The sequence below is a fragment of the Streptomyces sp. NPDC001770 genome, assembly GCF_053596135.1.
This window is the reverse complement of the sequence record NZ_JBSFFN010000031.1, coordinates 35747-56524: the sequence shown is the minus strand read 5'-3', so window position 1 is coordinate 56524 and position 20778 is coordinate 35747. Positions and strand designations below refer to the sequence as shown.

General features: G+C 72.4%; 19 protein-coding genes. 6 read left to right on the top strand and 13 right to left on the bottom strand.

The annotated features are described in order from the left end of the window. Nucleotides 1-5 precede the first annotated feature (5 nt). Together ACWCSV_RS25255 and ACWCSV_RS25250 are read left to right on the top strand one after the other, a co-directional pair. Complete coding sequence (locus ACWCSV_RS25255) at nucleotides 6-2054, top strand: prolyl oligopeptidase family serine peptidase (RefSeq protein WP_451145827.1); 2049 nt, start codon at nucleotides 6-8, stop codon at nucleotides 2052-2054. Then, nucleotides 2051-3022: a S66 peptidase family protein gene (locus ACWCSV_RS25250; RefSeq protein ID WP_451145825.1), complete on the top strand. Its 972-nt coding sequence runs from the start codon at nucleotides 2051-2053 to the stop codon at nucleotides 3020-3022. Before ACWCSV_RS25255 ends, ACWCSV_RS25250 begins: the two co-directional genes overlap by 4 nt. 77 nt (nucleotides 3023-3099) lie before the next feature. On the opposite strand, the gene ACWCSV_RS25245 is transcribed toward ACWCSV_RS25250, so the two are convergent. After that, nucleotides 3100-3768: a Type 1 glutamine amidotransferase-like domain-containing protein gene (locus ACWCSV_RS25245; protein WP_451145823.1), complete on the bottom strand. Its 669-nt coding sequence runs from the start codon at nucleotides 3766-3768 to the stop codon at nucleotides 3100-3102. Nucleotides 3769-4007: 239 nt separating this feature from the next. Here ACWCSV_RS25245 and ACWCSV_RS25240 point away from each other — a divergent pair, with 239 nt between their 5' ends. The 3 genes from ACWCSV_RS25240 to ACWCSV_RS25230 all read left to right on the top strand — a co-directional run bounded on the left by ACWCSV_RS25240 (nucleotide 4008) and on the right by ACWCSV_RS25230 (nucleotide 6956). After that, nucleotides 4008-5858 carry a CocE/NonD family hydrolase gene (locus ACWCSV_RS25240; protein WP_451145821.1) on the top strand — a complete coding sequence of 617 codons (1851 nt, stop codon included), beginning with the start codon at nucleotides 4008-4010 and terminating at the stop codon, nucleotides 5856-5858. Nucleotides 5859-5992: 134 nt separating this feature from the next. Continuing rightward, nucleotides 5993-6235 carry a LapA family protein gene (locus tag ACWCSV_RS25235; protein WP_327179035.1) on the top strand — a complete coding sequence of 81 codons (243 nt, stop codon included), beginning with the start codon at nucleotides 5993-5995 and terminating at the stop codon, nucleotides 6233-6235. 79 nt (nucleotides 6236-6314) lie between these two features. Continuing rightward, a complete protein-coding gene (locus tag ACWCSV_RS25230; RefSeq protein WP_451145818.1) occupies nucleotides 6315-6956 on the top strand; it encodes a GNAT family N-acetyltransferase in 642 nt (213 codons plus the stop codon). A gap of 46 nt (nucleotides 6957-7002) precedes the next feature. On the opposite strand, the gene ACWCSV_RS25225 is transcribed toward ACWCSV_RS25230, so the two are convergent. The 10 genes from ACWCSV_RS25225 to ACWCSV_RS25180 form a co-directional block, all read right to left on the bottom strand. Beyond that, nucleotides 7003-7674, bottom strand: coding sequence for an HAD family hydrolase (locus ACWCSV_RS25225; RefSeq protein ID WP_451145816.1), 672 nt, complete (start codon nucleotides 7672-7674; stop codon nucleotides 7003-7005). Nucleotides 7675-7697: 23 nt separating this feature from the next. Next, on the bottom strand, nucleotides 7698-8267 hold the full coding sequence (locus ACWCSV_RS25220; RefSeq protein WP_451145814.1) for a type 1 glutamine amidotransferase domain-containing protein: 570 nt from the start codon (nucleotides 8265-8267) through the stop codon (nucleotides 7698-7700). Nucleotides 8268-8622: 355 nt separating this feature from the next. Continuing rightward, a complete protein-coding gene (locus ACWCSV_RS25215; protein ID WP_451145812.1) occupies nucleotides 8623-9849 on the bottom strand; it encodes an ROK family protein in 1227 nt (408 codons plus the stop codon). A 33-nt stretch (nucleotides 9850-9882) separates the two neighbouring features. Continuing rightward, nucleotides 9883-11160 (bottom strand): sugar ABC transporter permease, encoded by a 1278-nt coding sequence (locus ACWCSV_RS25210; RefSeq protein ID WP_451145810.1) that lies wholly within the window; start codon nucleotides 11158-11160, stop codon nucleotides 9883-9885. Next, complete coding sequence (locus tag ACWCSV_RS25205) at nucleotides 11157-11933, bottom strand: ATP-binding cassette domain-containing protein (protein WP_451145808.1); 777 nt, start codon at nucleotides 11931-11933, stop codon at nucleotides 11157-11159. The genes ACWCSV_RS25210 and ACWCSV_RS25205 overlap by 4 nt, the downstream gene beginning before the upstream one ends. A gap of 135 nt (nucleotides 11934-12068) precedes the next feature. Beyond that, nucleotides 12069-13160 (bottom strand): sugar ABC transporter substrate-binding protein, encoded by a 1092-nt coding sequence (locus tag ACWCSV_RS25200; protein WP_451145806.1) that lies wholly within the window; start codon nucleotides 13158-13160, stop codon nucleotides 12069-12071. A 785-nt stretch (nucleotides 13161-13945) separates the two neighbouring features. Beyond that, nucleotides 13946-14122, bottom strand: a complete 177-nt coding sequence (locus ACWCSV_RS25195) for a hypothetical protein (RefSeq protein ID WP_451145804.1) — start codon at nucleotides 14120-14122, stop codon at nucleotides 13946-13948. A 214-nt stretch (nucleotides 14123-14336) separates the two neighbouring features. Next, nucleotides 14337-14690 (bottom strand): DUF6204 family protein, encoded by a 354-nt coding sequence (locus ACWCSV_RS25190; protein ID WP_451145802.1) that lies wholly within the window; start codon nucleotides 14688-14690, stop codon nucleotides 14337-14339. Nucleotides 14691-14932: 242 nt separating this feature from the next. After that, a complete protein-coding gene (locus tag ACWCSV_RS25185; protein WP_390961826.1) occupies nucleotides 14933-15286 on the bottom strand; it encodes a VOC family protein in 354 nt (117 codons plus the stop codon). A 160-nt stretch (nucleotides 15287-15446) separates the two neighbouring features. Beyond that, a complete protein-coding gene (locus tag ACWCSV_RS25180; RefSeq protein ID WP_451145800.1) occupies nucleotides 15447-16256 on the bottom strand; it encodes a class I SAM-dependent methyltransferase in 810 nt (269 codons plus the stop codon). A gap of 343 nt (nucleotides 16257-16599) precedes the next feature. Here ACWCSV_RS25180 and ACWCSV_RS25175 point away from each other — a divergent pair, with 343 nt between their 5' ends. Next, a complete protein-coding gene (locus ACWCSV_RS25175) occupies nucleotides 16600-17772 on the top strand; it encodes an argininosuccinate synthase (RefSeq protein WP_451145798.1) in 1173 nt (390 codons plus the stop codon). A gap of 34 nt (nucleotides 17773-17806) precedes the next feature. On the opposite strand, the gene ACWCSV_RS25170 is transcribed toward ACWCSV_RS25175, so the two are convergent. After that, on the bottom strand, nucleotides 17807-19312 hold the full coding sequence (locus ACWCSV_RS25170; RefSeq protein ID WP_451145796.1) for a phosphatase PAP2 family protein: 1506 nt from the start codon (nucleotides 19310-19312) through the stop codon (nucleotides 17807-17809). Nucleotides 19313-19545: 233 nt separating this feature from the next. Then, the gene (locus ACWCSV_RS25165; protein ID WP_451145794.1) at nucleotides 19546-20670 is read right to left on the bottom strand and encodes an ALF repeat-containing protein; all 1125 of its coding nucleotides are present in this window, start codon (nucleotides 20668-20670) and stop codon (nucleotides 19546-19548) included. Nucleotides 20671-20778: the final 108 nt, after the last annotated feature.

Here is a 20778-nt window from a genome sequence, read left to right as displayed (position 1 = left end):
CAACCATGGCGTCCACCCAGCCCAGCACGACCGCCCAGCCCACCATCACCTCCGCCCCGGCCCCGGCCCCGTACGGCACCTGGTCCACCCCCGTCGACGCGGCGCTCGCCGCCTCGCACGACGGACGCCCCGAGTACGTCGGCACCGTCGGCGAGGAGGTCTGGTGGACCGAGCCCCGCCCCGCCGAAGGAGGCCGGCGCGCCTTGGTGCGCCGGAGCGCGGAGGGGGCGGTCACCACCGTGCTGCCCGCGCCGTGGAACGTCCGCAGCCGGGTCATCGAGTACGGCGGGCAGCCGTGGGCCGGAATCGCCCGCGCCTCGGGAGGCCCGCTCGTCGTCTTCGTCCACTTCGCCGACCAGCGGCTCTACGCCTACGCCCCGGACGGCCCCGACGCCCCCTGGCCGCTCACCCCGGTCTCCGCCACCGGCGGCGGGCTGCGCTGGGTGGACCCGCAGATCCACCAGGACCGGGACGAGGTCTGGTGCGTCCTGGAGGAGTTCACCGGCGAGGGCCCCTCGGACGTGCGCAGGGTCGTGGCCGCCGTCCCCCTGGACGGCTCCGCCGCCGACGACCGCGCCGCCGTACGCGAACTCTCCGACGACCGCCACCGCTTCGTCACCGGTCCCCGGCTCTCGCACGACGGCCGCCGGGCCGCCTGGATCGCCTGGGACCACCCGCGGATGCCGTGGGACGGCACGGTCGTGATGCTCGCCGAGGTCACCGGTGAGGGCACCTTCACCGCAATCCGGCCCCTCGTCGGCGACACCGACGAGTCGGTCTGCCAGGTGGAGTGGGACCGGGACGGCTCGCTGCTCTTCGTCTCCGACACCGGCGACTGGTGGCAGCTCCAGCGCATCCGCCCCGACGCCGTATCCGGCGCAGCCGTACCGACCACCACCCTCTGCCCCGGCCGGGGCGAGGAGTTCGGCGGACCGCTCTGGAAGATCGGCCTGCGCTGGTTCCGGCGGCTCGACAACGGACTGATCGCCGTCATCCACGGCAAGGGCACTACCCGGCTCGGCGTGCTCGACCCGGAGACCGGCGACCTCGTCGACGTGGCCGGGCCCTGGACCGCCTGGACCGAGACCCTGGCCGTCCGGGGCGACCGTGTCGTCGGCGTGGCCGCGAGCCCGTACAGCGGCTACGAGGTCGTCGAGCTGGACACCTCGACCGGCCACACCCGGACCATCGGCGCACCGCACACCGACTCCGTCGACCCGGCGTACTACCCCCGGCCCGAGGAACGCACCTTCGCCGGGCCGGACGGCCGGGACATCCACGCCCTGGTCTACCCGCCCCGCAACCCCGGGCACACCGGCCCCGAGGGCGAACTGCCGCCGTACGTCGTCTGGGCGCACGGCGGTCCCACCAGCCGCGTCCCGCTCGCCCTCGACCTGGAGATCGCCTACTTCACCTCGCGCGGCATCGGCGTCGTCGAGGTCAACTACGGCGGATCGACCGGCTACGGACGCACCTACCGAGAACGGCTCCGCGAACAGTGGGGCGTCGTCGACGTCGAGGACTGCGCCGCCGTCGCCGAGGCACTCGCCGCCGAAGGCTCCGCCGACCGCGCCCGGCTGGCGATCCGGGGCGGCAGCGCCGGCGGCTGGACCGCCGCCGCCTCCCTGACCAGCACCGACCTCTACGCCTGCGGGGCCATCAGCTACCCCATCCTCGACCTCACCGGCTGGGCGGTCGGCGAGACCCACGACTTCGAGTCGCAGTACCTGGAGTCCCTGGTCGGCCCGCTCGCCGAGGTGCCCGACCGCTACCGCGACCGGTCGCCCCTCACCCACGCGGACCGGCTCCGCACCCCGTTCCTGCTGCTCCAGGGGCTGGACGACGTGATCTGCCCGCCCGCGCAGTGCGAGCGGTTCCTCGCCGCGATCGAGGGACGCGGCATCCCGCACGCCTACCTCACCTTCGCGGGGGAGAGCCACGGATTCCGGCTGGAGGCCACCCTGATCCGCGCACTGGAGGCCGAACTCTCCCTGTACGCACAGACCTTCGGCATCGACGGAGTCGACGTACCGGCCCTGGAGCTGAAGCGATGAGCGCGGCCCCCGCCGGTACCGGAGCCGGCCCCGCACCGCTCGCCCGCGCATCCCGGCTCCGGCCCGGCGCCCGGGTCGCCGTCGTCTCGCCCAGCGGGCCCGTACCCGCCGAACGGCTCGACGCCGGGCTCGACCTGCTGCGCGGCTGGGACCTCGATCCCTTCGTCACCCCGCACGCACGCGACGTCCACCCCGAACTGCGCTACCTCGCCGGGACCGACGAACACCGCGCCCAGGACCTCCAGGACGCCTGGTGCGACCCGTCCGTCGACGCGATCCTCTGCGCCCGGGGCGGCTACGGCGCGCACCGCATGGTCGACCTGCTCGACTGGACCGCCATCCGCGCGGCCGGCCCCAAGCCGTTCGTCGGCTACAGCGACATCACCGTGCTCCACGAGGCGTTCGCCCTGCGCGCCGGGTTCTCCACGCTGCTCGGCCCGATGGTCGGCGCCGAGACCTTCCTCAAGGACGCGGCCACCCAGGACGGACTGCGCGCCACCCTCTTCGAACCCGGGTCGGTACGCACCCTGGGCCTGGAGACCGCGGCCTCCCTGGTCCCCGGACAGGCCCGCGGCGTCACCTACGGCGGCTGCGTCAGCCTGCTCGCGGCCGACCTCGGCACCCCCGGCGCCCGCCCCTCGGCCCGGGGCGGCCTCCTGCTCATCGAGGACGTCACCGAGGACCCGTACCGCATCGACGGCATCCTCACCCGGCTGCTGCGCTCCGGCGCCCTGGACGGCGTCGCCGGGGTGGTCTGCGGCTCCTGGGAGAACTGCGGACCGTACGAACGGGTCCGCGCGGTGCTCGCCGACCGGCTCGGCACTCTCGGGGTGCCCGTCGTCGAGGAGCTGGGATTCGGCCACGGCCCGACCACCCTCACCGTCCCGCTCGGGCTCCCCGCCGTGCTCGACGCCCCTGCGGACGGCGGCCGGGCGACCCTCACGGTGGAGGTTCCCGCGCTCGTCTGACAGCACGTCACGTCCGGACGGCGGCAGCGGCGGGGAGCGGGCCCGGCAGGCCCCTCCCCGCCGCGCACGGAGTCGCGTCAGGGATGGAAGCGCCACCGGCCCTCGGTGACGACGTCCACCTCGTCGTCCCTGACGCGGACGGCCGTGTCGTCGTCGATGAAGAAGACCGGGAAGTCCGCCCGCGCGGAGACGCGGTCGGCCCAGGCGTCGTCCCGCTCGGGGAAGTCCGGCGAATGCAGGTGGGGCTTGAGATACCAGTCGAAGAGGCCGAACGGTGGCTCCACGGCCGTCGCGCCGAGTGCGTGGAGATCCTCGGCGTCCCCGAAGACGTCGGCGGAGTGCGCGGTGAGGTTCTGGCTGAAGACCATCGATCCGGCGCTCATCCCCACGTAGACCCGGCTCTCCAGTGCCTCCAGGACGCCGTCGGCCAGGCCGTTGCCGGTGATGCCGCGAGCGAGGTGGTACTGATTGCCGCCACCCACATGGATGACATCGGCGTGGAGCAGCCGGTCGAGCACCGTCTCCCGGGGCAGGCCGTTCAGTTCCAGGATGTCGAACTCGCGCCAGCCGAGGCCGTGCAGCCGGTTCATGTCCGCGAGGAGCCACCCGTGGTCCCCGGGCTCGGCGACCGACGCCGTGGGAACGTACACGACGTTCGCCGACCCGAACGGCTTTCCCAGCATGTCCCGCAGCGCGTCCCGCAGAGTCTCGTTGCGCAGGCCGCTCGCCGTCAGCAGAAGATTCATCGCGCGAGTGAACCACGACGGACGGGCGTGTGCGCAACGGCATGTCGCTCGCCGGCCCGCGACACCCTCGGGGGAATTGGCGGCCGGAGCGTTGACACCGGTGTGCTCCGTGTCACAGCATGAACACGTTCTGTCATCGACGGGTCGGTGACCTGGTTCGTTCCCGCGCGTTTCGACGTTTCGGTGGTCTGTTCAGGCGTCGGCCGGTGGTTCCGGTGCGCTGGGTGTGGAGGTCCGCGGTGTCAGGTGTCGTCGCCAGGTTCGGGAAACCGTTCGCGGCCCTCGCCGGAGCGGCGCTGACCGCCCCGCTCGTCCTGGCCGCCCCCGCCCGCGCGGTGGACGAGCCGTACACCGTCACCCCGCTGAAGTTCACCGTGCGCGCGGGCGGTCACGACTGCACCGTCGACGCCGACCTCTACCGCCCGCGCGGAGCCGACGCCGCGCACCCCGTTCCGGCGGTCCTGGCGACCAACGGCTTCGCGGGCAGCAAGTCGGACGGCTCCACCGACGCCCTCGGCCGCGCTTTCGCCGCCCGGGGCTACGTGGGGCTGGTCTACTCCGGCCTCGGCTTCGGCCGGTCCGGCTGCCTGATCACCCTCGACGCCCCGGAGGCCGACGGGAAGGCCGCCTCCGGACTGGTCGACTTCCTCGCGGGCACCCGGGCGGCCGACGACGGCACCCGCGCCGACTTCGTCACGCTCGACGGGGCGGGCGACCCGCGCGTCGGCATGATCGGGGGCTCGTACGGAGGCGCCGTCCAACTGGCCACCGCCTCCGCCGACCACCGCGTCGACGCGCTGGTCCCCCTCATCACCTGGAACGACCTCGGCTACTCGCTCGCGCCGAACAACGTGACGCCCGACAGCGCCACGGGAAGCACCGTCACGGGAAGCGGAGCCACGGGGAGCAGTGCTACGGGAAGCACCGTCGTGGGAGGCGCCGCCGCCTCCCGTGCCCCGGGCGTCTTCAAATGGCAGTGGACCAACGGCTTCTACCTGATGGGCGAGGGGCAGCCGCTCCTCGCCCCCAGCCTCGACCCGTCACGCTTCGGCACCCTGGACTGCCTGCACTTCACCCCCGAGGCCTGCGACACCATCAGCTTCCTCAACTCCGGCCGCTACCCGGCAGCCGAAGCCGGCGCCGTGCTCGCCTACACGCGCGGCGTCTCCCCGGTCTCCTACCTCGACCGGGTCGAGGCGCCCACCCTCCTGGTGCAGGGCCAGGCGGACACCCTGTTCAACCTGAACGAGGCCACCGACACCTACGACACGCTGCGGGCGCACGGCACCCCCGCCAAGATGATCTGGCAGGCCTGGGGGCACAGCGGAGGAGGCGCCACCCCCGGTGAACTCGACCTGTCGCAGGGCAATCTGGAGACCAGTTACGTCGGCCGGCGCATCCTCGCCTGGTTCGGCCGCTACCTCCGCCACCAGGCCGCCGACACCGGGCCCGCCTTCGCGTACTACCGCGACTGGACGAGCGGATACGGCACCGCCGACGCACCGCCCGTACCCTCCCGCACCCTGTACCTCTCCGGCGACGGCACCCTGACCGACCGCCGCCAGGACGTGGTCGCCGGCAGCCGTTCGTACACCAACTGGCCGCTGCCCAGCAGCCATTCGGAGACCTCGCTCTCCGGGCTCACCGGACTCCCCGACATCGACCCGTACGACACCGCCGGTACCCACCTCGACTGGACCTCCGCCCCGCTCGCGGCCGGCCTCGACGTCGTGGGCGCGCCGCGCGCCCGGCTGCGGGTGTCCTCCCCGAAGGCGGAGAAGGCCCAGAACAGCGGGGACGCCGCCGACCGGCTGGTGCTCTTCGTCAAGATGTACGACCTCGCCCCCGACGGGTCCGTCGAGCTCGTCCACCGGCTGGTCGCCCCCGTGCGCGTCCCCGACGTGACCAGGCCCTTCACCGTACGGCTGCCGGGCATCGTCCACCGGTTCGCCGCCGGACACCGGCTCCGCCTCGTGATCGCGGGGAGCGACACCGCGTACTACGGCAACCGGGGGGCCAAGCCCGTCACCGTCTCCGCCTCACCGCAGGACACCGGGGTGCTGGAACTGCCGGTGGTCCCGGCCGGCTGAGTCGCGCGTCACCCGAACGGACGCACACCACCGGTCGCCGGACGCCCCACGGGCGCATGCTGGTCGCCGGAGGGCGGTCGCGTTCGGCCCGACCCGCGCGGGGCTGCTCCGGCGACCAGGGAAAGGCCGGACCCATGAGCCCCAAGAACGTGTCCAGCGACGGCAGAGGAGCCAGTAACGGCTGGCTCACCCCCGGCCGTATCGTCGTGGCCGTCATCGCGGTGCTGGCGATCGTCTTCATCTGCGTGAACACCGGGGACGTCACCATCCGCGTCATCGTCCCGACGGTCACCATGCCGCTCTGGCTCGCTCTGCTGGGTGTCTTCCTCGCGGGCCTGGTCTGCGGGGGATACGTGTTCCGGCGGCGGAACAAGTGACGACCGGGAACGGGTGAGCGGGTGCGCCGGGGCGGGTGAGGAGTTTCCGCCTCCGTCCGGTCCGTCCTACCGTGGGCCGATGCACGTATCGGATGATCATTCTGTCGGCGCCCCGCACGCCGAAGCGGCTCCTGATTCCGGGGCCACCGCGCACGCCCCGTCCGCCGGACACTCTGGCGCGGGTCTCCCGCAGGGTCCGCTGACCTCGCTGCGCCGCTTCGCCCCCGAGGACGCCGCCGAGTTCACCGCCCGCGCACGGGAGAGCCGCGCCCTGCACCGCCCCTGGCTCTTCCCGCCCACCGAGGAGGAGGCGTACGCCGCCTACGCGGGACGGCTGCTGGCGAGCCCCGACAGGGAGGGCTTCCTCGTCGGCGAACGTGCGGCGGACGGTGCGATCGCGGGATTCGTCAACATCAACAACATCGTCGGCGGAGCCTTCCGCTGCGGGGCCCTCGGTTACGGTGCCTTCGCGCACGCCGCCGGGCGGGGGCTGATGTCCGAGGCGCTCGGTCTCGTCCTCCGGTACGCCTTCGGGCCGCTCGGACTGCACCGGCTGGAAGCCAACGTGCAGCCCGGCAACGCGGCTTCGATCGCGCTGGTGCGGCGGGCCGGCTTCCGGCTCGAAGGGTTCTCGCCGGACTTCCTCCACATCGACGGAGCGTGGCGCGACCACGAGCGCTGGGCGATCACCTCGGAGATGCTGCCGGAGGAGCAGGGCTGACAGGTGTGCCGCGCGGGGCGTCTCCCGGATGCCGGCAGCCCGTTCCTCAGCCGGCGTCCGGGACGGCGAAAGGGCTCCGGCCGAGGCGGTTCAGCAGGTCCGCGACATCGCTGTACACCCCGGCGGCGCCGGACTCCACGAGGTCCTCGCGCGGGATGCCGCCGCTCAGCACCCCGACCGCGGTGACCCCCGCCCGTGCGGCGGCCCTCATGTCCCAGACGGTGTCGCCGACGAAGACGGAGGTCTCCGGTGCGCCGCCCACCAGCTCCATCGCGTGCTCCACCGGATCGGGGGCGGGCTTGCCCTCGGCGGTGTCGCCGGCCGACGCGGTGGCCCGGACGACGTCGTCGGCGTCCAGCACGCGCCGCAGCGCGCCGAGTTCGGCGCCGGTCGCCGAGGTCGCCAGCACGACCTGCCAGCCGCGCCCGTCCAGCTCCCGCAACAGGTCGGCCGCCCGGTCGAAGGCGGGCAGCCGGTCGAAGAAGGTCGCGTACAGCGTCGAGTGCGCGGCGCTGATGCGGTCGTCCTCCTCCTCGCGGCGTCCCTCGCCCAGGAGCCCGGCGATCAGATCGTTCCCGCCCAGGCCCACCGACCGGTGGATGTCGTGCATGGCGACGCTGTGTCCGGCCTGGCGGAAGGCCTCCCACCACGCGGTCACGTGCAGATGGTTCGTGTCGACGAGGGTTCCGTCCACGTCGAAGATCGCGGCATGCGTCATCGGTAGCTCCCTGCGGCCCGCGTTCAGCCCTTACGGACGACGAGGGCCGCCTTCGCCTCGCGCACGAAGGGGCCGAGGTCGTCCGGGGTGCGGGAGGTGATCAGGGTCCAGTCACCGGCGGTGTCGGCGATCACCGGCTCGTCCACCCAGGTCCCGCCCGCGTTCCGGATGTCCGTGCGCACCGAGGGATACGAGGTCAGCGTGCGGCCGTCGACCGCACCGGCCTCCACCAGCAGCCACGGGCCGTGACAGATCGCCGCGACGGGCCGGCCGCTCCGGGTGAACGACCGGAGGATCTCCAGTGCCTCGTCCTGAAGTCGCAGAGTGTCGGCGTTCAGCGTCCCGCCGGGGACGAGCAGCAGGTCGTACGCCGTCGGATCGACGTCCGCCAGCGTCAGATCCGGCCGTACCGCCCTGCCCGGGTCCTTGTCGCCGACCAGGGTGCGGATCTCGTCCGGGGAGACGGCCGCCACCTGCACTTCCGCGCCGCTGTCCCGCAGCTGCGCGACCGGTACGATCAGCTCGTCCTGTTCGACGCCGTAGTTGGTCACGATCGCCAGAACCCGTCGGCCCGCGAGGGAGGTGTCAGCCATGTCGGTACCTTTCCGTGTGGTGTGCACGGAGCTGCCCGGGGCAAGCGGCTCCGCCCGTACCCGTACGTCTCTCCAGCCTCGCACGGACCACACGTACCCGCGTCGCGGCGGCGGGGCCTCCTCTCCGCTCCGGCCGGACCCGGCGGGAACGGGAAGACCTGGGCAAGGCACGGCTGCCGGTCACCCCCACTCTCCTGGTCCGCACCTCCACCATGTGCCGAGGCCGGTGGAGCTGTGGAGCTGAAGAGGTACGGCCCCGACGTACGGGAGGGGCCGGCGACGCCCGCCACGACTGCGCGGGCCCGACCGCCTTCTCGGCGGCCGGGCTCCCCGTGTGCGCCCGGCGCCGGCACCCTCAGTCGACGAGCGCCCGCTGCCCGTCGAGCCGGGCCAGGACCTCCAGGGGATTGTCCAGACTCTCGGAGAAGGCGAGTTCCGCCGCGCCGATCAGCACCGTGCTGTCGCCGAGCTCGCAGACCCGCAGCCGGAGATTCTCGCGGGAGGCCCTGAGAGCGGTGGTGTTGATGCGGCTGCGCACCTGCGCGGCCGACCCGAGGAAGACGTCACGCAGTACCCCGCCGAAGATCACTGTTCCCGGATTGAAGAGGTTGACCAGGTTGGCGACCCCGATACCGAGCCAGTCGCCGACGCCGCGCAGCGCCGCGGCGGCGACGACGTCCCCCCGGTCCGCGGCGGCGACGACGGCGCGTACGGAGTCGTAGCCCGGGGTACGGCCGTCACGCCGGGAGGCCTCCAGGAGCGCCCGGGCGCCCGCTTCGGCTTCGAGGCAGCCGGTGGCCCCGCAGCCGCAGCGCCTTCCGCCGTGCGGGTTCACGATCATGTGGCCGACCTCGCCGCCGTACCCCTCGTCGCCGCGCAGCAGTCGTCCGTCGACGATGACACCGGCCCCGATACCGATGTCGCCGTGCAGGTAGACGACGTTCCGGCAGCCGGCGCCCGCGCCGCGCAAGTGCTCGGCGAGGGCCGCGACATTGGCCTCGTTGCCGATGGTGACCGGGACGGAGAGGCCGAGGCGGTCGGCGAGCTGGGCGCCGAAGTCCTCCTCCGTCCAGCCGAGGTTGGGCGCGAAACGGACCAGTCCGTCGGGGTGGCGGACGATACCGCGCACCGCCACCCCCACGCCGACGCAGTGGCTGCCGGCCGGTGTCGTGGTCAGCATCTGCCGGGCCGATGCCGTGAGCGCGTCCGCGACCTCGCCGGGGCGCTGGGGGCCCGCCCCGGGCCAGGGAATTTCGCGCCGGTCGAGGAAGAGGCCGCCCAGGCCGATGCGGGCGGCCGTCAGACGGTCGACGCCGATGTCGAACGCCAGGACGTACGCGCGTGCGGGCTCGGGCCGTACGACCAGTGAGGGCCGTCCCGCCCGGCCGGTGTCCCGGGGGAGTTCCTCGCGTACGAGGCCCGCGGCGGTGAGCTCACTGACCAGGCCCAGCACGGTGCTGCGGTTGACTCCCATGCGTTCGGCGAGAACGGTCCGGGAGGCGGGGCCGCCGATGTGTACGTGGCGCAGCACCGTGCTGAGGTTGTGCCGGCGTATTTCCTCCTGGGAAGGACCGGCTTTCATAGGGTGAACCTCATCGTTGTGCGGCGGTGAGCCTCATCGTTGAGCGGCGCGGCGGCGGGACAGAGCGTCCACCCCCGCGGCGACCAGCAGTACCGAACCGGTGACAGCGTACTTGACGCCCGAGCTGTACCCCATGAGGCCCATTCCGTTCTGGATCACGGCGACCACCATGCCGCCCAGGACGGCGTCGATGACGCGTCCGCGACCGCCGAAGAGGCTGGTGCCGCCGATGACCGCGCTGCCGACGGCGAGCAGCAGCACGTTGCTGCCGCCGGTGTTCGGGTCCACCGAGTTGCCTCGCGAGGCGGCGATGATGCCGCCGACGGCCGCCATGGCCGAGCAGATGACGAAGGCGGCGACGCGGATGAAGGCCACGTTGATGCCTGCCCTGCGGGCCCCCTCGGCGCTGCCGCCCACCGCGTAGATGTGCAGGCCGAAGGAGGTGCGCTGGAGCACGAAGGTGCCGATGACCAGCAGGGCGCCGATGACCGGTACCACGATGGGCACGCCCTTGAGCGAGTCGACGATGACGTTGCGGCTCCGTTCCTGGTTGAGCAGGTACACCGCCAGGCCGCCGAGCACGGTGGCCGCCCCGAGACGCAGGGCGAGCAGGGCGGGCGGTGAGGTGGCCAGTCCGCGCGATCTGCGGTTGCTGTTGGCGCGGAACTGGACGGCGGCGTAGGCGGCGACGCAGACCGCGAGCAGCACCCAACCGAGCGCGGGGCTCAGGTTGTTGTTGGCTATGGCGAGGATCGTCCGGTCCTCGATCGAGATGTTGGTGCCCTCCTTCAGGAGGATCAGCACGATGCCCTGGAAGCCCAGGAACGCGGCCAGGGTGACGACGAAGGACGGAATCCCGATTCTGGCCACCAGGGTGCCGAGGAGCAGGCCGATCGCCACCCCGGTCAGCATCGCGGCGCCCACCGCTCCGTACCAGGGCCAGCCGTGGTCGGTGAGGAGGATCGCCAGTACGGCGGCGCAGACGCCGCTGGCGTACCCGGCGGAGAGGTCGATCTCGCCGAGGAGAAGGAGGAAGACCAGGCCCATGGCGATGGCGATGCTGCCCGCGCTCTGGGTCAGCAGGTTGGCGAAGTTGAGCTCGGTCAGGAAGACGGGGCGGAGGATCGCGAAGAACGCGCAGAGGACGACGAGGCCGAGGACGGCGGGGAGCACGCCCAGTTCGCCGCCGCGCACCCGCTCGACGTAGGCACGGGCGAGCGCGCCGGTACCGGCCGTCCCGGTGCGGTCGTCGGCGCCGGATGCTCCGGCCTCTCCGTGTCCTTCCGGCTTCTCGGGCGCGAGGGCGGTCATGTGGTGGCTCCGTTGCTGTCGGCGAGGCCCAGGTCCCCGCTGCGGCCCGCGGTGATCAGTTCCACGACCTGGGCGTGCGTCACGTCCGAGGTCTTGACCTGGGCGGCCATCCGGCCCAGGTGGAGGGCGGCGATCCGGTCGGACACCGCGAAGACGTCGTTCATGTTGTGCGAGATCAGCACGACGCTGAGTCCGTTGTCGGCGAGCCTGCGGACGAGCTCCAGGACCTGCGCGGTCTGCGCGACGCCGAGCGCGGCGGTCGGCTCGTCGAGGACGACCACCTTGCTGTTCCACAGCACCGCCTTGGCGATGGCCACGGTCTGCCGCTGCCCGCCGGAGAGGCTGGAGACCTTCTGGCGGACCGACTTCACGGTACGGACGGAGAGGCTCTTCAGTGTCTTGGCGGCCATCTCCTCCATCGTCCAGCCGTCGAGCACGATGCCCCGGCGCTTCTCACGGCCGAGGAACATGTTCTGGACGATGTCGAGGTTGTCGCAGAGCGCGAGGTCCTGGTACACGATCTCCACGCCCAGCTGAGCGGCGTCGCGCGGGCTGTGCACATGGACCGGCTTGCCGTCGAAGAGGTACTCGCCCGAGTCGACCGGATGGATCCCGCCGACGCACTTCACCAGCGTGGACTTGCCGGCACCGTTGTCGCCGACCAGGGCGGTCACCTCCCCGGGGTAGGCGGCGAAGTTCACCTCGTGCAGTACCTGCACCGCGCCGAAGCTCTTGTCGATCCCCCGCAGTTCGAGGATCGGGGTCGCTGTCATGGGTGGACGGCTCCTTACGAGTCGTTGCGCCGCGGGCCCCGGCCGGAGCGTCCGGTCCGGGGCCTCTCGGTCACGCCGGGACGCCCCGGCACGGTCTGCCGGACCGCCCGGCCGGGGCGACCGGTCCGGACTGGTCTACTGGATGCCGTACTTGGTGCACAGGGCGGCGTACTTGCCGGTGCACAGGTCGGCCTTGGTCACGTATCCGTCGGCCACGACGTCCTTGACGTTGTCCCGGTAGATGGCCGTCGGGGTCTCGAGGACCGCGGCGACGTCGCGCTTGCCCTCCGGGTCGTTGACGGTGGCGTTGGTCTTCCCCTTCTCGCCCTTGGCCAGGCTCACCGCGAGCTGAGCGGTGGCGTCCGCCTCCTTCTTCACGGCCTTGTAGACCGTCATGCACTGGTCCCCGGCCAGGATGTTCTGCAGGCCCTGGACCGTGGCGTCCTGGCCGGTGACGGGCACCTGGCCGTTGCGGTGGTTCTTGCGCAGCACGGCGATGGCGGCGTTGCCTAGGCCGTCGTTGGCGGCCAGCACTCCGCCGATCCTGGGCTCGCTGGTCAGCATCTGCTCGAAGATCGTGCCGGCCTGGGCGTTGTCCCAGTCCGGAACCGACTGGTTGGGTCCCTTGCCGTACTCGCCGGAGGCGTACTTCGGGTCGAGGACGCTGTTGTAACCCTGGGCGAACAGCGTGGCGTTGTTGTCGGTGGGGGAGCCGTTCAGCTCGGCGACGACCGGCTTCTCGGCCTTCAGGTCGGTCAGGCACTTGCCGAGGCCCTCGCCCTGGAGCTTGCCGACGGCCGTGTTGTCGAAGCTCACGTAGTACTGGGCGGAGCCGCCCAGGGTCAGCCGGTCGTAGTCGATCGTGGCCACGCCCTGCGACTTGGCCTTGGCGAGGACGGCCTTGCCGGTGCCGCTGTCCAGGTTCACGATCACCAGGACGTTGACACCCTTGGTGATCATCTGGTCGGCGATGGTCTGGAAGGCCTGCTTGTCGCCCTCCGCGTTCTGGATGTCGTAGTCCACGCCCGCGGCCTTGAAGGCGGCGGTCAGCAGCGGGCGGTCCGCGTCCTCCCAGCGGGCCGACGACTTGCTGTCCGGAAGAATCACGCCGATCTTCGGCTTCTTGGCACCGCCGTCGGCTCCGTCGTCACCGGAGGAGCTGCCGCAGGCGGCGAGCGAAGTCATGAGCACCATGGAGGTGCCGGCGAGGACAAGTCCCTTGCGCATCGGAAGGGCCCCTTTCTGGGGGTACGGCCGTCCGGCGCCGGTCGCACGGGTCGGCAGTGATGGATTACCGGCAACGCGGCGAACACGCGGTGCGTACACGGGCGTTGAATGTTGTGGGCGGCAACATACGCGGCTCGGTCGGCTCGCCACCAGCCCCCCGCCCGCACGGCCCGGTTACGATCGCATCACGCAGAGGCAATCGGGTGGTTACACCCTGAACACCCTCAACTCCCGCCCTGCGTAGCCGTGTCGGCCTTGAAATGGCGATCCGTCAGTTAATGTGTCCTGTCGCCGGGGTGGCTGTCTCGCGCGGATCGATTGCGGGCCGCGCGGACTGCCGGGGGAGCACGCGGAGTTCGAAAGTTTCGATGTTGACAGGGAAACCTTCGCGTGGTCTTCTGCTGCGCGCCGGATCCGTTCGGGTACCCCCTCACCTCGGGGGTCGTAGCGCGGGTGGACCCGGCGGGGGAGGGGGGAGGGCTCGGCCGTGACCACGGATACGGGCTCGCCGTAGTCGGAGATGAAGGCTCCGGGGCGGATGTCCCGAGGGCGCGGGCGCTCGTCGCGGGGGCCGGGCTGTCGCTCGCACTCTTCGCGTTCGCCACGGTCGAGGCGCTGCCGGTGGTCTGCTGCCGCGGATCGCGCACGGTCTCCGGGTGCTGCTGCCGTCCGTGGCTACCTGGTGGCCGGATACGGCCTCGTCGTGATGGCGACCGCCGTCCCGTTGACCGCGATGACCCGGCGGATTCCCCGCCGACGCCTGCCGGCCGTGCTGCCGGCCCTCTTCACCGAGCCACGCCGCTCTGCGGCACGGCACCCGGATGAGGCGTCCTGCCGGGGGCGCGCGGACTGATCGCGCCGACCCGTGCGGTGATGTGACCGGTGGTCGTCTCGACCGCCGCCGCCCCGGTGCCCTGGCGCTTCCGGTTCCTGCTCCTCGTGGTGGTGACCGCGGTCGTCATCGGGTTCTTCACCTTCCGCACGTACGTCACCGTCCGTCCCGCCGATGTCGCGGGGATCTCCTCGCGCTCCGTCGGCGCGGTGCTCGCAGTAGAGGGGGCGGGAGCGTCCTGGACGCCTACGACCCGCACGGCGTCGAAGTCTCCGGCCTGCGCGTCACGGCCGCCGGGCCCGTGCTGCTCCTCGCCGAGGAACCCCTCGGCCGTCCCGCCGCGGTCACGCGGCCCCGGGACTCCGCCGGCCCTTGTAATTGATCTTCATGGTGTCCATGTCCGTCGCTGTGGAGCGCAGTGGACCGTAGCCGTAACCCTGGGCCCCGAGCGTGGTCTCCGCACGCTCCTCGGCGAGCGCGGACGCCATCTCCTCGCCGTCCTCGGCGTCCGACACCACGAGGTACCGGAAGCTGAAGTGCTTCAGCACGGTGTCGTAGGTGAGGGAGCCCTCCTCGGTGAACTGCATGGACGTGAGGCCGTGATCCGCCACCTCGGCGAGCAGCCGGGACCGCGCGTCGTCCGTCAGCCCGTCCCAGGTGCCCCGGACGATCACCCGGTATGTGTGCTGCGTAGCCATCGTGGTGCCTGCCTTCGTCCGTGCCGCACTCTTCGGTGCCGCACTTCTTCCGTGCCGTACGCGGAGGTTTCCCGCGCGCGTTCCTCCCGCGGAGAAATCCGCGCGCGGCCCAGGTTACGACGGGAAGGACGAGAGGCATGCGGAATATCGCCCTCGTCCCCGGGCCCGCGGTTCCGCGCGAGCCCGGGTGGGCGGACGCCCCCGGTGGCAGGGCCGCCCGTGCTGGTGAGGGCCGGGGCGGGTCAGACGACGGCGTTGCGGTCCGCGTACTCGAAGACCGAGCCGTCCGGGTGCAGAGCGATCAGGTTGCGGCCCGCGGGGGTCGGGACCGGTCCCGCGACGATGTGCGCGCCGGCCCGGGTGAGCGCCTCGCGGGCCTCGTCCACGTCCTTGACCGCGATGGTGGCCGCCACCTTGCGCAGCACCTCCAGCTCGGTCTCGGGCCCGCTCATGAGCAGGAAGCAGCCGATCGCGGCGACCGACACCCCGCCGCGCTCGAAGCGCAGTGCCCGGGTGCCGGTGATGCCCTCGTAGAAGGCCACCGAGGCCTCCAGGTCGTCGACGCAGATGCGTAGCGTGGTTCCCAGGATGTCCATGCACACGAGGTTAGTTGGGGCTCCCGGGTCGTGTGATCGATTCGCCCCGGTCCGGACCGGCCGCCCGCACCGGTCCGGACCTCCTCGACGGGACCCGAGGATTGCGGGCCGCTCGGCCACGGGACCGGGGAGTCCCGTCCCCGGTCACACCCGTCCCCGGTCACACCCGGCAGAGCACCTCGCCGTGCGGCACCATGAACCAGCCGTCGCCCTCCTCGCCCCAGGCGTGCCACGCCGCCGCTGCCGCCGTGAGGTCCTCGGCCGTGGCGTAGCCGCCCTCGATCGCCCTCTTCGCGTAGGTGGAGGCGACCGTACGGTCCGCCCACAGCCCGCTCCACCAGCTCCGGCTCTCCGGCGTTGCGTAACACCAGGCGGCGGCGGTCGGGGTGATGTCGGTGAAGCCGGCCTGCCGGGCCCAGGAGAGGAGTCTGCGTCCGGCGTCGGGCTCGCCGCCGTTGGCGCGGGCGACTTGTCGGTACAGGGTCAACCACGCCTCCATGCCCGGTACTTCCGGATACCAGGTCATCGCCGCGTAGTCGCTGTCCCGGGCGGCGACGATCCCTCCCGGGCGGCAGACCCGGCGCATCTCGCGCAGTGCCTGGACGGGGTCGCCGACGTGCTGGAGCACCTGATGGGCGTGGACCACGTCGAAGGAGTCGTCCGGGTAGTCCAGGGCGTGGACGTCGGCGACGGCGAACGAGACGTTCTGCAGGCCGCGTTCGCGGGCGGCGTCGGCCGCCTGGCCGAGGATGTCCTGGTTGGTCTCGACGCCGGTCACGGCGCCCGGGGCGACCAGTGCGGCCAGGTCGGCCGTGATCGTCCCCGGCCCGCAGCCCACGTCCAGGACGGACATTCCGGGCTTGAGTTCACCGAGCAGATAGGCCGCCGAGTTCTCGGCGGTGCGCCAGCGGTGCGAGCGGAGCACCGACTCGTGGTGCCCATGGGTGTAGACGGCGGTTTCCTTCGGCATGCCGAATGTCCTCTCTCCGAACGCTGCTTCGAGCGATGTCCCAACGGTACGCCGTGCGCCGCATGATGAGATACGTGTCTTGTGATGTGAGACGCTCGTGGCTGGTTCGCGTGGCTGATCGATGCTGTTGCCCCCTGCACCCGGCCTCGGGGCCACCCGGTGAACTGGCCGTGTTCCCAAGTGACGTGGCGCGGCGGCCTTCGGGGCGGGCGCACCCCCGCAGGGAGGGGCGGGCATCCCGCGCGGCCCTGTCGGGGTGGTTGTGAACCCGTGCCCGTGCCTCCGGCGTGACCGGCGCCGTTGCTCGGGTGCCCCGGTTCCGGCACGCACGTCCGGAGGACCCATGAAGATCGTGCTCGCCTGCTCGGGAGGTCTGGACACCTCCGTGGCCCTGCACTGGCTCAAAGAGCGGTACGACGCCGAGATCATCGCGTTCCGCGCGGACATAGGCCAGATCGAGTCCCTGGACACGATCGAGGAGCGGGCGCTGCGTACCCGTGCCTCGAAGGTGTACGTCGAGCCGCTCGCCGATCGCTTCCTGCGGGATTTCGCACTGCCCGCGCTGCGGGCACACGCCCGCTACGAGAACAAGTACCTGATGGCCGCGCCGCTCTCGCGTCCGCTGATCGCCCGGCGCATGGCCGAGATCGCCCACGCGGAGGGCGCGGACGCGGTGGCCCACGGAGCGACGGGCAAGGGCAACGACCAGGCGCGCTTCTTCACCGGCGCCGCCGCGCTCGACTCCGGACCGCGGGTACTCGCACCGGTCGTCGACCGGCACCTGACCACCCGGGAGTCGGAGCTCGCGTACGCCCGCGAACACGGCATCGACGTGCCGGTCGGCCAGGGCAATCCCTACAGCATCGACACCCACATCTGGGGCACCAGCATCGAATGCGGCGAACTGGACGACATCGGCCGGCCGCCGCCGGCACGTGCCTGGCAGCTCACGGCCGACCCGAGAAACGCCCCGGACCGGCCGGAACGGGTCACCATCGGATTCGAGTCCGGAACTCCCGTCGCGCTGGACGGCGAAAGGCTCGGCCCGACCGAACTGGTGCGCCGGCTCAACACCGTCGCCGCAGGGCACGGGGTGGGACGCGTCGACATCGTCGAGAGCCGTATCGTCGGGTTCAAGTCGCGCGGCATCTACGAGGCGCCGGCCGCGACCGTGCTGATGGCGGCGCACGAGGAACTCGAGGTGCTCGTCCTCGACCGCGAGACACTGCACCACAAGCAGTCCCTGGCTCCGCGCTACGCCGAACTCGTCTACTACGGCTACTGGTTCTCCGACCTGCGCCGCGCCCTGGACGACTTCGTCTCCAGCTTGCAGGCGGCGGTGACCGGCGACATCACGCTGGAGCTGTACAAGGGCTCCCTCACCGTCGTCGCACGGCGGTCCCCGAACTCCCGCTACAGCGGGTCCCTGGCCACCTACGAAGCCGGCGACACCTTCGACCACCGGGCGCGTGCCGCGTTCGCCTACGCGTGGTCCCTGCCCCTCACGCGACCGTGAGAGGCAGGGCGAACCGCGGGAGGCCGGGGGCCGGTCACACCGGCATGGGGCAGTAGACCGTCAGCGCCTCCGGGAGCTTGTCGACGAGCAACTCGGTTCCCGAGTGGGCCACTTCGCCGTCGTACGCGTACGGAGTCCCCGGCGGCAGTCCGGCGATCCGGACCCGGCGGCGCCGCTCCGCCGCGTGCACGGGGGAGCGGGTCAGCGGGCCGGCCACGGCCGCCGCGATCAGCCGGAGCCCGGGGGTCCGGCCGCCGTGGACCACGCGTACGTCCAGCAGGCCGTCCGCCAGGTTGTGGCGCCTGCCGGGGGCGGGACCGACCCGCTGGAAGAGGCCGTTGCCGACGAAGAGCAGCCACAACGGGCGCCGCTTGCCCTGGAGTTCCGCCTCCAGGGGGCGCTCCCCGCGCAGCACCTCGAAGGCCGCGAGCATCCCGGCGGGCCACCCGCCGATGCGGGGCGCCCAGTGCTCCCGCTTCCGTACGAGTTCCGGATAGACGCCGAGGCTGAACGCGTTGAGGAAGTAGCCGTCCGCCCCCTCGGGCCCGTGCGGGCCGGGACGGAAGCGCCCGAGGTCGACCCGGACCGCGTCACCGGCCTTCAGGGCGGCCACCGTGTCGTGCACCGTCTCGATGCCGAGGTCGTACGCGAAGTGGTTGAGGGTCCCGCCGGGAAACACCGCCAGCGGGACCCCGTGGGTCGCGGCGACGGACGCCGCCAGGTTGACCGTGCCGTCACCGCCGCAGACGCCGAGCGCCCGTCCCCGGGAGACCGCCTCGGCGAACGTGTCCGCCAGGGCTTCGGGTGCGCACTCCACCACCTCGGCCATCGGCAGCGCGTCCCGGACGAGTGAAGCGGTCCCCCTCGCGGTCCCCGACCGCTCGTTGACGACCACCACCAGGCCCTCGCCGGCGGGGAGCGACGGGGCCTCCGTGGGCGGGCGCCCGGGGGCGGGGAGCTGGCCCCGGGTCGGTACCACCCCGCGCAGTGCGAAGGCCGCGCCCACGCCGAGTGCGGCACCCGCCACGACGTCGCTCGGATAGTGCACCCCGGTGTAGACCCGGGAAGCCGCCACCGCCGCGGCCACCGGGGCGACGACCGCGCCCCAGCCCAGGGACTCCAGGGCCACCCCGGTCGCGAACGCGGCGGCGGACGCGGCGTGCCCGGACGGGAAGGACGTGGTGATCGGCTGCCGCTTCAGCCGCCGTATCACCGGAACCATGTCGAGCACCGGCCGGTCCCGGCGCACCGCGCCCTTGCCGACCGTGTTGATGGCGGCGGAGGCGAGGGCGAGCGAGGCCACCCCGCGCAGCGCGGCCCGGCGCGCCCGCGCGCTGCCGCCCAGCGTGGCGATGCCCGCGGCGGCGCCGAACCACAGCAGGCCGTGGTTGGCGCTGCGGCTCAATCGGGGCAGTACGGCTTCGGCGCCCGGCCAGTGCCGTTCGGCGACCCCCTGGAACGCGCTCAGGTCGCGCCGCTGGAGCCAGCCCCTGAGCCGGTCGGACGAGGTGAAGGTGGTGGGCAGAGGGCGTGTGGACATGGCTCAGCGGATACCCGGTCCCGCCGTCCTGAACCAGGAGGCGCGCGGAAGAGGCCGTACGGGGGCGTGCCCGGGGCGGATGTCGCCCGTCCGTCCGGAGGTGCGTCGGTGCCGGCCGGGCGTTCGTCGACGCCTCGGAGCGGCACCGGCCGGCGCGCGCCAGGTCATGCGAACGGCCGGTGCCCGCCGCTCAGGGGTGCACCGGCCGTTCCGTCAGTCGTACCGCAGGTCCGTCAGCCCGCGGCACCCGCACGGCGTCGGCGCGCGGCGACCACCAGGGCTCCGCCGGCCACGATCGCGGCGGCTCCGCCGCCGAGGGCGAGACCCGTGGCGGGGTCCGTGCCGGTGGAGGCGAGCGGTCCGGCGCCCTGCGCCGTCACGTCCGCGTTGCCGTCCGAACCGACCGAACCGACCGAACCGGCGGCAGAGGTGGCGGTGCCGTCGGTGCCCTTGTCGTCGGAGACGGGTTCGACCGTGCCGCCGCCGGTGGACGCGGCGCCCGAGTCGGCGCCGGTGGTCCCGCCGGTCAGGTCACCGTTTGCCGTGCCGGTGCCCGTGCCGTCGGTTCCCGTGGTCCCGCCGCCACCGTCCGCGGAGCCGGCGCCCGATGCCGCGGCGTCCTTCTCGTCCTGCTTGCGGGCTTCGTACTGCCCCGTCTCCAGGAAGGCGACGCGGTCCTCGGGCGTGCCCTTCAAGGCTGCCTTGCCCGCCTCCCTGACGTGGGGTCCGCCCGCGTTGACGATCTGCGAGACCAGCACGCTGTTGTCCGTGTCGCGGGCCTCGTGCTGGCCGGTCTCCAGGAAGGCGACGCGGTCCTCGGGGGTGCCCTTCAGGGCCGCCTTGCCGGCCTCCTGCACCGAAGGGCCGCCCTGGCCGATGAGCTGGGCGACGAGCACCCGGTTGTCATCGTCGCGGGCTTCGTACTGCCCCGTCTCCAGGAAGGCGACGCGGTCCTCGGGCGTGCCCTTGAGGGCGGCCATGCCCGCTTCCTTCACCCCGCGACCGCCGACGCCGATGATGCGTGCGACGGCGATCCGGTTGTCCGTGTCCCGGGCGCTGTACTGACCAGTCGTCAGGAACGCGCGCATCGCGTCCGGACCCTCGTCGATCGCCGCGCTGCCCCTCTCGGCCACCACGGAGCCCTTCTCGGCCGCGCCGATGAGCCGAAGGATCTCGATCCGGTCCTTCTCCGCCTGGTCCTGGTCCTGGTCCTCGGCGGCCGAGGACGACGGCGAGGTGCCTGCGGCAGCGGCCGTGGTCCCGTCGGCCGTCTCCGCCGCCGAAGCGGGGGACGACAGCAGGAAGGCGGGGGCGACGGCTGCGGCGGCGAGCAGGGTGCCGACTCTGGATATCTTCAAGAAGAGCTCTCACTTCACCCAAGGGATCATCAAACGTATGAGGTGATGTTAGTGCGCACGACTGACAGTGATCGCCCGCTTTTCCCGGCGGGGAGCCCTGTTCCGCGC

Coding starts and splice junctions, on each gene's coding strand:
- ACWCSV_RS25250 (WP_451145825.1), top strand. CDS start 2,051: ATGAGCGCGGCCCCCGCCGGTACCGGAGCCGGCCCCGCACCGCTCGCC.
- ACWCSV_RS25255 (WP_451145827.1), top strand. CDS start 6: ATGGCGTCCACCCAGCCCAGCACGACCGCCCAGCCCACCATCACCTCC.
- ACWCSV_RS25180 (WP_451145800.1), bottom strand. CDS start 16,256: ATGCCGAAGGAAACCGCCGTCTACACCCATGGGCACCACGAGTCGGTG.
- ACWCSV_RS25205 (WP_451145808.1), bottom strand. CDS start 11,933: ATGACAGCGACCCCGATCCTCGAACTGCGGGGGATCGACAAGAGCTTC.
- ACWCSV_RS25175 (WP_451145798.1), top strand. CDS start 16,600: ATGAAGATCGTGCTCGCCTGCTCGGGAGGTCTGGACACCTCCGTGGCC.
- ACWCSV_RS25170 (WP_451145796.1), bottom strand. CDS start 19,312: ATGTCCACACGCCCTCTGCCCACCACCTTCACCTCGTCCGACCGGCTC.
- ACWCSV_RS25220 (WP_451145814.1), bottom strand. CDS start 8,267: ATGGCTGACACCTCCCTCGCGGGCCGACGGGTTCTGGCGATCGTGACC.
- ACWCSV_RS25215 (WP_451145812.1), bottom strand. CDS start 9,849: ATGAAAGCCGGTCCTTCCCAGGAGGAAATACGCCGGCACAACCTCAGC.
- ACWCSV_RS25230 (WP_451145818.1), top strand. CDS start 6,315: ATGCACGTATCGGATGATCATTCTGTCGGCGCCCCGCACGCCGAAGCG.
- ACWCSV_RS25235 (WP_327179035.1), top strand. CDS start 5,993: ATGAGCCCCAAGAACGTGTCCAGCGACGGCAGAGGAGCCAGTAACGGC.
- ACWCSV_RS25225 (WP_451145816.1), bottom strand. CDS start 7,674: ATGACGCATGCCGCGATCTTCGACGTGGACGGAACCCTCGTCGACACG.
- ACWCSV_RS25200 (WP_451145806.1), bottom strand. CDS start 13,160: ATGCGCAAGGGACTTGTCCTCGCCGGCACCTCCATGGTGCTCATGACT.
- ACWCSV_RS25195 (WP_451145804.1), bottom strand. CDS start 14,122: ATGACGACCGCGGTCACCACCACGAGGAGCAGGAACCGGAAGCGCCAG.
- ACWCSV_RS25190 (WP_451145802.1), bottom strand. CDS start 14,690: ATGGCTACGCAGCACACATACCGGGTGATCGTCCGGGGCACCTGGGAC.
- ACWCSV_RS25245 (WP_451145823.1), bottom strand. CDS start 3,768: ATGAATCTTCTGCTGACGGCGAGCGGCCTGCGCAACGAGACTCTGCGG.
- ACWCSV_RS25185 (WP_390961826.1), bottom strand. CDS start 15,286: ATGGACATCCTGGGAACCACGCTACGCATCTGCGTCGACGACCTGGAG.
- ACWCSV_RS25210 (WP_451145810.1), bottom strand. CDS start 11,160: ATGACCGCCCTCGCGCCCGAGAAGCCGGAAGGACACGGAGAGGCCGGA.